Origin of the sequence: Streptomyces sp. NRRL F-5135 (assembly GCF_000719775.1) — a bacterium.
Classification (GTDB): domain Bacteria; phylum Actinomycetota; class Actinomycetes; order Streptomycetales; family Streptomycetaceae; genus Streptomyces; species Streptomyces hebeiensis.
In genome coordinates, this window is sequence record NZ_JOHR01000006.1 from 393,680 (window position 1) to 406,603 (window position 12,924).

General features: G+C 71.2%; 9 protein-coding genes and 1 pseudogene. 3 read left to right on the forward strand and 7 right to left on the reverse strand.

Annotated elements, in window-relative coordinates; genetic code table 11:
• Positions 1–7 precede the first annotated feature (7 nt).
• Complete coding sequence (locus IG02_RS0112265; protein ID WP_234314712.1) at positions 8–349, reverse strand: hypothetical protein; 342 nt, start codon at positions 347–349, stop codon at positions 8–10.
• A 160-nt stretch (positions 350–509) separates the two neighbouring features.
• Positions 510–1,133: a hypothetical protein gene (locus IG02_RS0112270; RefSeq protein WP_158712279.1), complete on the reverse strand. Its 624-nt coding sequence runs from the start codon at positions 1,131–1,133 to the stop codon at positions 510–512.
• 494 nt (positions 1,134–1,627) lie between these two features.
• On the opposite strand from IG02_RS0112270, the gene IG02_RS39220 reads away from it, so the two are divergent.
• A complete protein-coding gene (locus IG02_RS39220) occupies positions 1,628–3,070 on the forward strand; it encodes a hypothetical protein (RefSeq protein ID WP_078854409.1) in 1,443 nt (480 codons plus the stop codon).
• Positions 3,071–3,109: 39 nt separating this feature from the next.
• Here IG02_RS39220 and IG02_RS0112280 read toward each other — a convergent pair whose 3' ends face one another.
• Positions 3,110–5,269, reverse strand: coding sequence for a RecQ family ATP-dependent DNA helicase (locus IG02_RS0112280; RefSeq protein WP_030745336.1), 2,160 nt, complete (start codon positions 5,267–5,269; stop codon positions 3,110–3,112).
• A 198-nt stretch (positions 5,270–5,467) separates the two neighbouring features.
• Here IG02_RS0112280 and IG02_RS0112285 point away from each other — a divergent pair.
• Together IG02_RS0112285 and IG02_RS0112290 are read left to right on the forward strand one after the other, a co-directional pair.
• Positions 5,468–7,261: pseudogene (locus IG02_RS0112285) on the forward strand (helicase-related protein); the annotation flags it as partial.
• Positions 7,262–7,476: 215 nt separating this feature from the next.
• Positions 7,477–8,106: a hypothetical protein gene (locus tag IG02_RS0112290; protein ID WP_030745340.1), complete on the forward strand. Its 630-nt coding sequence runs from the start codon at positions 7,477–7,479 to the stop codon at positions 8,104–8,106.
• Between the two features lie 121 nt (positions 8,107–8,227).
• Here the strand turns inward: IG02_RS0112290 and IG02_RS0112295 are convergent, their stop codons facing one another.
• The 4 genes from IG02_RS0112295 to IG02_RS0112310 all read right to left on the reverse strand — a co-directional run bounded on the left by IG02_RS0112295 (position 8,228) and on the right by IG02_RS0112310 (position 12,915).
• Positions 8,228–8,905, reverse strand: a complete 678-nt coding sequence (locus IG02_RS0112295; RefSeq protein ID WP_030745342.1) for a hypothetical protein — start codon at positions 8,903–8,905, stop codon at positions 8,228–8,230.
• A gap of 151 nt (positions 8,906–9,056) precedes the next feature.
• A complete protein-coding gene (locus tag IG02_RS0112300; RefSeq protein ID WP_030745347.1) occupies positions 9,057–9,767 on the reverse strand; it encodes a ribonuclease HII in 711 nt (236 codons plus the stop codon).
• 180 nt (positions 9,768–9,947) lie between these two features.
• Positions 9,948–11,681 (reverse strand): DUF4153 domain-containing protein, encoded by a 1,734-nt coding sequence (locus IG02_RS0112305; protein WP_078854410.1) that lies wholly within the window; start codon positions 11,679–11,681, stop codon positions 9,948–9,950.
• Positions 11,682–11,922: 241 nt separating this feature from the next.
• Positions 11,923–12,915 (reverse strand): ADP-ribosylglycohydrolase family protein, encoded by a 993-nt coding sequence (locus tag IG02_RS0112310; protein WP_078854411.1) that lies wholly within the window; start codon positions 12,913–12,915, stop codon positions 11,923–11,925.
• Positions 12,916–12,924: the final 9 nt, after the last annotated feature.

Below are 12,924 nucleotides of genomic sequence, written 5' to 3' on the forward strand. Positions count from 1 at the left end.
CGCCCGGTCAGGGCGTCGCGTGAGCCTGCTTCAACGCCATCCTCGCGGTCACTACGTCGTCCAGTCCTTCCCAGAACTCGTGTGTGATCACGGCGGCGGACAGGTCGACCAGTCGGCGTCGCAGCTCGGTGACCTGCTGCTTCTGTTCGTCCGTGTATCCGGGGCTGTCCGGCATCGAGGACCGGTAGCTGCTCTGTGCCCGCTGCTCGTCCTGCCAGCCGGGCATCGGCTCGACGGACCAGGGCAGCTCGGAGCAGAGCTGGGTGTAGCGGTCTGGGGTCTGCTGGAGCTCCGCTTGGAGGTCTAGGAGATCGGACGGAAAGTTGAAGGATCTGGAGGTCTTGGCCACGCCAGAAATCATATGCGCGTTCGATTTTGGTTGGTCCTGAGACTCGCGGGTGTCCGGTCCCGGCTGCTGAGGAACCCCATGGCCGTCAGCAGGCGGCGTGGTCAGGGCGACACCGGGTGAGGGTGCGCAGGGCGGTGGGGTGTACGCCGGAGCGGGCGGCTCAGGGCGAGACGCCGGCGGCGCAGCCAGGGTCGGAGGGGCAGGTTGCGCCGGAATTCGACGGGAGTGGGGTCTCGGGGACAGGGAGGCCGGGTTCAGGGGGCGTGGGGCGGCAGGTCGGGGCTCTGCGGCTGGCTCCCGTTGACGCGTGGTTCTCTTCCTCCGGTTCTGGGGACGGAAGGACTGGGCGGCCGCTGTTGAGGTCCTCGTACCGGTCCTGGTCCCTGTCAGTCATCCAGAACCGGTGGATCCGCGAGCCGGTCCGGAATTCGATCGGAACGATCAGACCGGCTGCCGTCTGCCGTACCAGGTCGTCGAAGAACACGTCCCTGGGCTTGGGCGTGACGTGCATCTTGCCGCAGCGCCGCTGGCTGTCCGGGCACCGGTACAGGGCGCGGATGTCGCACCGCCAAAAGTCGAGCGCGCGGAATCCGGAGACGACACGCAGGTCGCCCGACTTCGCGATCACGTGGGCGGGAAGCTTGTCGCTCCGTGTCCAGTGCGCGTCGGTGCGGCGGGCGTAGTCCTCGCGGTCGGTGTGCCACGCCGGGGTGATGCCGTGCTTCGCGGCCTTACTCGCCCGGGCGCGCACGCTCCGCGGACCGTTGGCCCCGGCAGTGGCCAACTGCACCTCCCACCCGATCCGGCGCCCATCTGCCCCTGCACGAGCGTGTCGGTCTGGATCCAGGACCGCGGCCCGATGCTTGTACGGACCTCGCTGTCCGCGCGGAAGCCGGCGTCTTCGGCGGTCCGTACGATCCGCTCCTGGTACGCCTTGTGTTCGTCGGACATGGTGGCGCTGTGCCGTTCTTCGTCCTCGGCTCGCTCGCGGACGGCTTCTCGCCGGCCGTTCGCCCGCTGCCGCAGGTACATCCACGCCACGACGCCAGCGTCCCGGCATACCCCGCCGCACTGAAGGTCCCGCTCGGACACCGGCACGTTCCTGTCCGCGTACAGCCGGTCCGTCTTGTAGAGCATCTCCCACAGGTCGTCGTACGACGGGTGGCCCAGGTCCTCACGGGTGAGGTCCAGTTCGATACGCTTGCCAGACGACGTTCGCCACCACGCACCGCCTTTCAAGCTGGCTCGCAGAGTGATCGTTCGCACTACGCTCCGACCGTGGCCTACATCGTGACGCTGCCAGCGAGGCAGATGAAAAAGATCCACGAGCGACTGCGTTTGCAGCTCCGCCTGACCAAGGTCCTCACGGCACAAGACCAGCCGGTTGGGCCGAATCCAGGCCCGCCAATGGCCTTGGTGATCAGCGAAGACACAGACAGCAGCGCCGACCAGCGATCCCGACGTCTGATCTGGATGGGCAGCGTGGCCCGCCACAACACCCCCGGCACTGTCGACAAGAGCATCACCATCGATCCCCTACGTGAGTGCATGGAGGATGTACCCATCGACGGGGAGGACGGCCTTCTCGCCCTGCTGAGCACTGACTTGCGGAGCGAATTCGAGCAAGCAAGTCTTATCGGCACCGCCAAATGGTGCAGCCGTGAAGTCTGGCAGGCGCTTGAGACAGGACTCCGCGCCAGGTTTCCCCGTCTCACCCCACTCATCGACTGGCTGCTCGCTCAGGCCAACCCGCCAGCACTTGATAGTCGTGACAAAGCAGATCAGGCGTGGCAAGAACAGCAAGATGCGGTCCGGAGCATCTTGCGGATCGCCGATTTTCCCCTGCCTTCACTGAACGCCTGGAAGCGTCCCGAGTCCCGCGAAGCACCCTACACCGCAGGCATCATCCCGCAGCCCTCGGAGAACAGCCTGATTGAATATGACGTGCGCGCCGCAGGGCGGGCGTTCGGCCTCGACAGCGACTGGGTAAACGGAAGCGGAGCCAGATGCGACATCAACGTTCTTTGGGATTCCAGCGGGCGGCGACGGCTTGAGGTAACCAACGTCAACGCCCTCCCCCTGGAGTCTCGGACCGGAACCGACATGATTTACTATCACGTCCCCACCAAAAGTTTCACACTCGTTCAATACAAGCGCCTGGATCCACGCAGGCGAGAGATACGTGTCGACGAACGGTTGCGAAGCCAGCTGGATCGACTCGAAAAAGTGGCACAGCTGAACAGTCCGCCCACGCAACCATATGAATGGCGCCTAGGAAGCGACCCCTGCTTCCTCAAGCTCGCCTACTGGCCCGAAGACACTTCCAAGCAACCAGTCGAGGGACTCGCTCACGGAATGTACCTTCCGGTTTCTTACGTGCGCATGCTGCTTGAAAACGACTGCACACTCAGCTCCCAGAAAGGCAGTCAAGCTCGGCTGCTGGGCTACGATCGCGTCGAACGTCATCTCGTGGGAGCACAGTTTGTTGAACTAGTTAAAGAAGGACTGGTCGGCACGGTCGGTACCACTCGAGAGCAGTTGTGGTCCATGGTCAAGCGTCGCGTGAGCGAAGGACAAAATGTCCTCGTCGCCGAGGAAAACAGTAGCGAGTCTGCACGCGACCGGCAAAAAAGGAATCGGACTCGAACCTCCAAAGACAATTCGTACGTGCACCAGGTATACCGGCAAGAATCACTCTTCGGCCCTGTCTCCGAACAATAGAAACCTGGCCGGCCTGTCGCCAAGGTCCGCAGAGTTCGCCTACCCGGCCAGGGCAAGGACGAGCGGGAGTACCTCGTCCGCTCCGGCCTGGCGCAGAAGGCGTGCGCCAACAGCCAGGGTCCAGCCGGAGTCGGTGTAGTCGTCGACGAGCAGGACCGGGCCGGGGGTGGCGGCCAGGACGGCAGCAAGTGCGTCGGGCACGGTGAACGAGCCGACCAGGGCCCGCAGCCGCTGGGCGGAGTTGCTGCGGTGCGCCGCATACTCATCCGCCTGCGGGATGTAGGCCAGGCTGCCGAGCAGCGGCAGCCTGCCGACCCGGGCCACACCCTCGGCCAGGGAGGCGACCAGCTGGGGGCGGGTGCGGGACGGCATGGCGACAATCCCCACCGGCCGCGCCACCGCGTCAGGAGAGCCGCTGGCCCAGCCGCCCGGCGAGCGGGCCCAGTCCGCCAGCACAGTCACGACGGCGTTCAGCACGTCGTCCGGCACTTTGCCGTCCGCCGCCTGCGCCGACAGAAGCGGGCGCAGGCGGTTGCCCCAACCGATGTCCGACAGCCTGCCCAGCGCACGCCCGGTGAGCGCCTGCTGGCCTGCGGGGATCCGGCCCTTGAGGTCCATGCCGATCGCGGTGAGCCCGGTCGGCCACATCTTGCGGGGCTCGACCTCAGCTCCCGGACGGTCCAACTCCCCCGTCGCAGCCGCAAGGGCCCTAGGAGAGACAGCAGAATCGAGCCAGGGCCCGGTGCAGATATCGCAGCGACCACACGGCGCCGCCTTCTCGTCATCGAGCTGCCGCTGCAAGAACTCCATCCGACACCCCGCGGTCGCCACGTAGTCCCGCATCGCCTGCTGCTCCGACGCCCGCTGCTTCGCAACCCACGCATACCGCTCCGCGTCGTAGGCCCACGGCTGCCCGGTGGCGGTCCAGCCACCCTTGACCCGCTTGACCGCCCCGTCCACGTCCAGGACCTTGAGCATGGTCTCCAGCCGCGAGCGCCGCAGATCCACCAACGGCTCCAGCGCCGGCAGCGACAACGGACGGCTCGCCTCCTCCAGCACCGCCAGCGTGCGCCGTACCTGCTCCTCGGGAGGGAATCCCACCGAAGCGAAGTACGCCCAGATCGCCTCGTCCTCCCGCCCCGGCAGCAGCAACACATCCGCGTGGTCCACACCACGTCCCGCACGCCCCACCTGCTGGTAGTAGGCGATCGGCGACGAAGGCGAGCCCAGGTGCACCACGAAACCGAGGTCGGGCTTGTCGAAGCCCATGCCGAGCGCGGAGGTCGCCACCAGGGCCTTCACCCGGTTCGCCAGCAGGTCCTCCTCCGCCTGCAGCCGATCGGCGTTCTCCGTCTTCCCCGTATAGGAAGCCACCGGATACCCACGCTGCCGCAGGAACGCCGCGACCTCCTCCGCCGCCGCCACCGTCAGCGTGTAGATGATCCCCGAACCCGGCAGATCCCCCAGCCGGTCCCCCAGCCACGCCAGCCGATGCGCCGCATCCGGCAACTCCATCACACCCAGCCGAAGGCTCTCCCGGTCCAGCGGCCCCCGCAGCACCAGAGCGTCCCCGCTCCCGGTACCAAGCTGCTCCGCAACGTCCGCGGTCACCCGCGCGTTCGCGGTCGCCGTCGTGGCCAGGACCGGAACCCCCGTCGGCAGCTCCGCGAGCATCGTGCGCAGCCGACGGTAATCGGGCCGGAAATCATGACCCCAGTCGGAAATGCAGTGCGCCTCATCCACCACCAGCAGACCGGTCGTCGCCGCGAGCCTCGGCAGCACCTGATCACGGAACTCCACGGAATTGAGACGTTCCGGACTCACGAGGAGAACGTCGGTCTCACCGCGCTCCACCTCCTCGTAGATCGTTTCCCACTCCTCCGGATTGGCCGAGTTGATCGTGCGCGCCTGGATCCCGGCCCGCGCCGCCGACTCCACCTGGTTGCGCATCAGCGCCAGCAACGGCGAAATGATCACCGTCGGGCCGGCCCCACGTCGACGCAACAGCGCGGTGGCAACGAAATACACCGCCGATTTACCCCAACCGGTGCGCTGCACCACCAGCGCCCGACGGCGCTCCTCCACCAGGGCAGCTACCGCCTGCCACTGGTCCTCCCGCAGCCGCGCCGAACCCCCGGGGGCCCCTACCAGCTCGGCGAGAATGGCGTCGGCTTCAGTGCGCAGCTCCAGGGTGTCCATGCCCCCATGCAACCCGATGGCACCGACAATCAGCGAATCCACCCACCGCGGCAGAAGGCTCGCGAAGAGCGCGCCCGCCCCACACAAGCCGAGAGCGTTCGAGGCCGATCGCTCGGCCCTGGAATCCCCTCAACCGACTCGTTTACCCAGGTCAGGACTGCACTTCCGCCTGGAATTGGAATGCCGTCCCAGTTCCGTAGCCCGGAGCGGCTGAACAACCCGGACTTCCGCGACCAGGTCCTGCCCCGGCTCGCGGCGGCGACCGGATTGCTGGTGGTCGACGAGGCGCACTGCATCTCGGACTGGGGCCATGATTTCCGGCCCGACTACCGGCGGCTGCGCACCATGCTCGCGGAGCTGCCGTCGGGCGTCCCTGTCCTCACCACCACGGCGACGGCGAACGCGCGGGTGACGGCCGACGTCGCCGAGCAGCTCGGGACGGGCGCGGGCACGGACGCGCTGGTGCTGCGCGGGCCGCTGGACCGGGAGAGCCTCAGTCTCCATGTGCTCCGGCTGCCCGACGCGGCACACCGGCTGGCCTGGCTGGCCGATCACCTCGGCGAGCTGCCCGGCTCCGGCATCATCTACACCCTGACGGTCGCGGCGGCGGAGGAGGTCACCGCGTACCTGCGCCAGTGCGGGCACACCGTCGCCCCGTACACGGGCCGTACGGAGAACGCGGACCGTCAGCAGGCCGAGGACGATCTGCTGGCCAACAGGGTCAAGGCCCTGGTGGCCACCTCCGCGCTCGGCATGGGATTCGACAAGCCCGACCTCGGTTTCGTGGTCCATCTCGGGTCGCCCTCCTCCCCCATCGCCTATTACCAGCAGGTGGGCCGCGCCGGGCGCGGGGTGGAGCACGCGGAGGTGCTGTTGCTGCCCGGCGCGGAGGACGAGGCCATCTGGCGGTACTTCGCCTCGGTGGCGTTCCCGCCCGAAGAGCTGGTCCGCCGCACCCTCGACGTGCTGGGGAACAGCGACCGGCCACTGTCCCTGCCCGCCCTGGAACCGCTGGTCGAGCTGCGGCGCACCCGCCTGGAGACCATGCTCAAGGTGCTCGACGTGGACGGCGCGGTGCGCCGGGTGAAGGGCGGCTGGACTGCCACGGGGGCGCCGTGGGTGTACGACGCGGAGCGGTACGCCTGGGTGGCGCGGCAGCGGGAGGCCGAACAGCAGTCGATGCGCGACTACGCCGGGGCCACCGGCTGCCGGATGGAGTTCCTGCGCCGGCAACTGGACGACGAGGAGGCCGCCCCGTGCGGACGGTGTGACAACTGTGCGGGGCCGCGGTTCGAGACGAAGGTGACCGGCGCCGCTCTGGACGCGGCGCGCGGGGAGCTGGGCAGGCCCGGTGTGGAGGTGGCGCCGCGCACGATGTGGCCGACCGGGCTCGCCTCGGTCGGTGTCGGTCTCAAGGGGCGCATCCCGGAGGGGGAACGGTCCTTCGCGGGCCGGGCCCTGGGGCGCCTGTCCGACATCGGCTGGGGGAACCGGCTCCGCCCGCTGCTGACGGAGCGGTTGCCGTCGGCCGCTGCGGGTCCGGTGCCCGACGATGTCGCCGATGCCGTGGTGCGAGTGCTCGCGGACTGGGCGAAGGGCCCCGGCGGCTGGGCGTCGGGGGCGCCCGACGCACCGCCCCGGCCGGCCGGTGTGGTCACGATGGCCTCACGCGGCAGGCCTCGGCTGGTGGCCTCGCTCGGCGGCAGGATCGCCGAGGTCGGCCGGATGCCCCTGCTGGGCACGGTCACGTACGCCCCGGAGGCGGAGGGCGCCCGGCCGTCCCGTACGAACAGCGCCCAGCGGGTGCGGGCCCTGCACGAAACACTGACCGTGCCGGCGGAGCTGGCGGACGCGGTCGCGTCGGCCGGTGGCCCCGTCCTGCTCGTCGACGACCTCGCCGACAGCGGGTGGACCCTGGTGGTGGCCGCCCGGCTGCTGCGCAGGGCCGGCGCGCAGGGGGTGTTTCCACTGGTCCTCGCCGTTCAGGGGTGACAGGAGTCGACGGCAGGGACACGGCGTGCGGGGATATACACAGCATCGGCGGGCATTTCAGGCGCCCGTGCCAATTGCTCGTTGCCGCACGCCCGTGCGACAGCGAGAATTGAAAGCGTCCCCGTACGGTCCGGCAGCGCCCGTTGGCGCCGGGCCGCGGCGCGCCCACTACCGCCTCTGCCCACCCGGTGGGCGCGTATGCGAAGGGAGGACCATTGACCTTCGGATCCGCTCCGTCCGCGTCCACGTCGATCAGCGCGGGGGCACGTTCCGTCAGCCACCCCACCAGGATGCTGGAACCCGCCGAATGGGCAGCCGCGGGAATTCCCCTGCTGCGCAACCCGCGTGAGGTCGTCAGTGGCCTGCACAGCCGGCACGAGCCCCTCGTGGGTACCGTCGTCGTGGCCGTCCTCGATCACGAGGAACGGCTCGCGGCCAGCGCCTCGTTCGTGCCGCGCGCCGCCCAAGTGGACGGCTGGGACTACCGCAACGCGCTGCTGGCCCACCTGCGCCGGGTCATCCCGCACGATCTGCGCCGTCGCACGCCCGTACGCACCGCCGTCCTGCTCTTCTGCCGCGACGGCGACGAACGGTGGACGCCCCAGGACGGGGCCTGGATGTGGGGGCTGCGGGACGCCTGCACCCTGCACGGTCTGCGCTGCGGCGCGTACCTCGTCCTCACCGGGGGCGGCTGGCAGGTGCTGGGCGAGGGCCGTGGGGGCCGTCGCCCCCACTCCGCCTCCCCGCCCGCCGCGCTGTCGGAGTCGGTGGCCGAACCCGGCCCCGCTCCACCGGGCGGCGGTGGCACCGCCGTGGAGATGCTGCGCCGCACGGCCGCCCGCTGAGCGCCCGGACGACGGAGCCGCGCACCGAGTCCGGCGACGACCGGTCGCCCGGCGAACGCGCGGCGGACCCGGCCACCCGGTAGGGGCGGCCGGGACACGGCCGGCACGGCCGGGCGTCGCCTCAGCCGCCCGCGCCGAGCACGTCCCGCACACGCTGGGCGTCACCGCCGCACACGACGAGCAGCGCACCCGCTCGTTCCCGGGCCAGGCGCAGCACCTGGGAAAGGGTGTCGGCGCCGCCGTTGACCGCGACCACCACGACGGGACGGGGCCGCGCACGGGCGACCGCGGCCGCACCGGCGAAGAACACGTCGTCCCCGGCGTCGTGCTGGGCCCAGTAGGAGGCCTCGCCGAACGACAGCTCGTGCTTGGCCCACGGGTGCTGTTCCCCGGTGGTGAGAACGAGGATGTCGCCCGGCGCGCGACCGGAGTCGAGCAGCAGGTCGACGGCCTCCTCGGCCGCCCCGAGAGCAGCGTCGGCAGAGGCGGGGATCAGCTGGATCTGCGGGCCGGACGACCCGGGCGCCGAGGAGGCGGAGGACGCCGAGGAGGAGGGAGCGGCGGATCCGGGAGCCTGGGGCTTCCCGGCGGAGTTGTGCGAGCGCTGCGCCGGCGGCGCGGGCCTCGCGGGACCGGGCCCCGGACGGCCGGGGCGCGGTGCGGCCGCGGAGCGCGGCCCGGGGACGGGTCGCGGACCGGGGACAGGTCGAGGGGTCGGCGCCGTACGGCCGCTGGCCGGCGTGGCGCTGGAACCCTGGGCTCTCTCGTGAATCTGAGGCTCCTGAGGGATGAGAGGCATGGCTGGTTGTCTATCAAACACCGGTGCGAAAAGCATCGGTTGGATTCGGTTCGTGGGCGTATTCACACCCACCTGCCTGCCGCACCGGAAAGGCACGCAGGCCGTACGTTTCACCGGCGCCCCCCGTATGGAGGCCGCCGCGCTCGAAGGGTCAGAAATCGAAGCCGAGTTGGCCCCCGCTTTCCAGCTCGGCGGCCTCGTCGGAGATCCGGACCTTCTTCAGGTGCCGCCACTGGGGCAGCGCGTCCATGTAAGCCCACGACAGCCGGTGGTGCGCCGTAGGGCCCCACTCCCTCAAGGCCGCCTTGTGCACCGGCGAGGGATAGCCGGCATTGGCCTCGAAGGCGAAGGGGACGTAGGCGGCGGCTCCCGCGCCCAGTTCGGCCATCATCGCGTCCCTGCGCACCTTGGCGAGCACCGAGGCGGCCGCCACCGAGACACAGGACTGGTCGCCCTTGATGACCGTACGCACCCGCCAGGGCCCTCCGAGATAGTCGTACTTGCCGTCCAGGATCACCGCGTCGGGCCGTACCGGCAGCGCCTCGAGGGCACGTACGGCGGCCAGCCTGAGCGCCGCGGTCATCCCGAAGTCGTCGATCTCCTCCGGGGAGGCGTGCCCGAAGGCGTGGGAGGTGACCCATCCCGCCAGCTCACCGGCCAGCTCCGTGCGGCGCTTTACGGTGAGCAGTTTGGAGTCGGTGAGACCGACCGGAGGTCTGCGCAGTCCGGTGACGGCCGCGCACACCGTGACCGGCCCCGCCCACGCTCCCCGTCCGACTTCGTCGACGCCGGCGATGATTCTGGCATCCGTCGTGGCGCGGAGCGAGCGCTCAACAGTGTGCGTGGGTGGTTCGTACGGCATGGCACCAGCAAGATTACGCCGCCCGAACCCGGCGCGACAGACCGGGTACCGCACGCGGCTCGGGAACGTGGTTCGGTGACGGGATATCGGCGTCTTACGCGCGCGAAGCCCGGTTCCGGACCGCCCTCGGTCCGGGCGCGCACCCCGTCGGCCGGCCGAGGCCCGCCGACGGGGTGCCGGTCAGCCGGTCGGGCCGGGTTCGCCCTCGTACGGCATGCTCCTGCCCCGTTCGGCGCAGGACGCCGTGACATCGGGTTCGCGCAGCGCGAGTATCTCCCGTGCCCGGTGCTCGGCCCAGCTCGTCGCGTACCACGGCTCGTCCTCGCCGCCCAGGTTCCGCTCGATGCCGAGCAGGGCGCACGAGCGCAGCGGCTCGGGCAGCCGGTCCAGCGCGGGCACCGCGTCGGCGGACAGCTGCTGGAAGTAACCGACGTCGATCTTCCGCTGCTGTTCGTAGAGCCGGACGTTGCGCTCCGCGACGAGCGCGTCGGGCGAGAGCAGCCCGTACACGAGAACGGAGGCGGCGGCGCTCGCCGCGACGGCACGCGGCAGCCACCGTCCGCCGACGGCCCCGGCGACCATCACCAGGACGATCACCACGCCGAGCCAGAGCTCCACCGCCGCCACCGAGATCCGCAGCCGGGTCAGCCCGTAGGCGTCGACGTACAGATCCATGCGGCGCAGTGCGGAGGCGACCACGACGAGCGCCAGCGCGCACAGGACGCCCAGCACGGTACGGACCAGGGTGCGGTCGCGCCGACCGCCGCGCGGCGCCCAGCGCCCGGCGAGAGCGATGACGACGAGAACGAGGAACGTGACCCACAGCAACTGCCAGAAACCCTGGCGCGCGTACTCGGCGCGGCTGAGACCGGTCCGGGCCAGGACCTCGTCGTACCCGCCCAGGAGCACGGCGAGCTGCACGGCGATGAAGGCGGCGAAGAGAAGGTTGAGGACGATCAGCGGCAGCGCCCACTCCACTCTCCCGCGCGCCCGTCCCGGCGCCAGGGCGAGACGGTCCCAGCGCAGGGGGGCCGCCGCCGTGCGCGCGGCGGCGAGTGCGCCGCCGAGCCCGACCGCGAACATCAGGAAGCGCCAGGGCCCCTCCACGACCGGGACAACGGGGGTCAGGGCGCCGAGCAGATCGGCGAACGCGGCGTCGGCCGCCGAGAAGAGCGCGCCGAAGACGATCAGCAGGACCGCGGCGACGGCGACCGTACGCAGAACGGGCATCCAGCGGCCCCGCGATCCCTCCATGCGGGCGCGCAGACCGTGCCAGCCCCAGGCGACGCCCGGGCCGACCGCCCCGATCAGGCCCAACGGGGCGAACACGAGCCCCGCCCAGGTGCGGCTGCCGTGCAGGGCCAGCGCTCCGAGCGCGAGGGCGGAGACGACCGCGAGGAAGGTGGGCAGTCCGCCGTCCCGCAGGGCGGGCACCGCGAGGAGGGCCGGTCCGCCCACGGCCCACACCAGGGTCCAGGGGCGCGGTCGGCGGCCGGCCGCGCGGGCCGCGAAGCAGGCGGCGAGGGCGGCCGGGGCCGCCACGATCAGCAGGTTCAGCCCCGCGCCGTCGGTCAGGAGCAGGGCACCGAGCAGGGCGGTCGCCAGGACCGACCAGAGCGTGGCGGGGCGGATCCGGGCCGGGGCGGCGGCGCCGACCGTGACGGCCCAGGCGGGGGGTCCGGGCGACGCGGGCTGCCACTGCCGCCAGTCGGGCGCCGCGGTGGGCCCCCGGCGGGCCGGAGGCGCCCCGCCGGGGGACGGCCCGGGTGAGGGCTCCGGCCCCGGTTCCGGCCTCGCCTGCGAACCCGGTCCGGGTTCCGGCCTCGGCTCCGGCTCCGGGCCCGGGTCCGGTTTCCTCTCCTGCGCCGGTTCCGGCTCCGGTCCCGGCGCGGGCTCGGTCGGTCTGCCTGTCATGGGTCCCCTCCCCGGCCCGGTCCCGTACGGCGGCGACGCGGCACGCCGGGACCGGACATCTCGGTGACACATGCCCGTCAAGATCATCAGGGCGTGGGCCGAAAGGCTAACCGGGGGGATCCGGACATCAGTTCGCCCGCCAGGGAGTGTGGCAGGACCGTGACATCCCGCCGCGCCGTCTCGCGGCGCGGCGGGCCGGCAGAAATCCCGCGACACGCCGGTAGGCGTGCCAGCAGCCGTGTCAGGGGGACGGCACGGTGGGCACCCAGTCCGGCGGCTCTTCCGTTCGTTCCCGCCAGAGCGCCGGAGGCGCCCCGGCGTCCGCCGCCGCGAGCACTCCCCCGACGATCGCGCAGGTGGTGTCCACGTCACCGCCCACCTGGGCCGTCGTCCAGAAAGCACGCTCGAAGTCGCCTAGCGCACGCGCCGCGGACCAGAGCGCGAAGGGAACGGTGTCGTGCGCCGTGGTGCGCCGCCCGCAGCCGAGGACGGCCGCCACGGTGGCCGCGTCGTCGTAGTCCAGCATGTCCCGCGCCCGGCGCAGTCCCGCGCCGACGGCGGTGCGCGGCAGCAGTGCCACCACCGCGTCCAGCAGTGCCTCGGCCCCGCCGACCGGGTCCGTCGGCCCCGGCGTGTCCGGTCCGGCCGCCACCAGCGCCGCGGCCGCCGCCACGGCCATGGCGCCCGCCACGGCCTCGGGGTGCTGGTGCGTGGTGTACGCGGAGATCTCGGCCTGGTGCGCGGCCTGCTCCGGTTCGCCCGCGTACCAGGCGCCGAGCGGGGCGATCCGCATCGCGGCCCCGTTGCCCCAGGAGCCCTGCCCGTTGAAGAGTCCGGCGGCCAGTTCCCGCCAGTCACCGCCTTCCCGGACCAGTCGGAGCATCCGGTTCACGGCGGGCCCGTAACCACGGTCGAAGTCGTGGCGCTCGGCGAAGGACCGCGCCAGCGCGTCCTGGTCGATCCGGCCGTGCGTGGCCAGGACCGCCACGACCGAGGCGGCCATCTCGGTGTCGTCGGTCCACTGCCAGGGCCCGGGCGGGAGCTCCCGCCGCTTGAGGTACGGAAGGTTCGACGGGACGAAGAACTGGGAGCCCAGGGCGTCTCCGACGGAGAGCCCCCGCAGACTGGCCAGGGCCCGGCCCAGGCGCCGGCCGGGCACGCCCGCCGTATCGGTGGGGGCGGAGGCGGGGAGGTCTTCCCGCGGGTTCCGGTCAGGTGTGTGGTCAACGGTCATCGCGATGTC

Bases quoted from the DNA above. Each gene is read 5' to 3' on its own strand.
- IG02_RS0112305 (WP_078854410.1), bottom strand. From the start codon at position 11,681: ATGACAGGCAGACCGACCGAGCCCGCGCCGGGACCGGAGCCGGAACCG.
- IG02_RS0112280 (WP_030745336.1), bottom strand. From the start codon at position 5,269: ATGGACACCCTGGAGCTGCGCACTGAAGCCGACGCCATTCTCGCCGAG.
- IG02_RS0112310 (WP_078854411.1), bottom strand. From the start codon at position 12,915: ATGACCGTTGACCACACACCTGACCGGAACCCGCGGGAAGACCTCCCC.
- IG02_RS0112295 (WP_030745342.1), bottom strand. From the start codon at position 8,905: ATGCCTCTCATCCCTCAGGAGCCTCAGATTCACGAGAGAGCCCAGGGT.
- IG02_RS0112300 (WP_030745347.1), bottom strand. From the start codon at position 9,767: ATGCCGTACGAACCACCCACGCACACTGTTGAGCGCTCGCTCCGCGCC.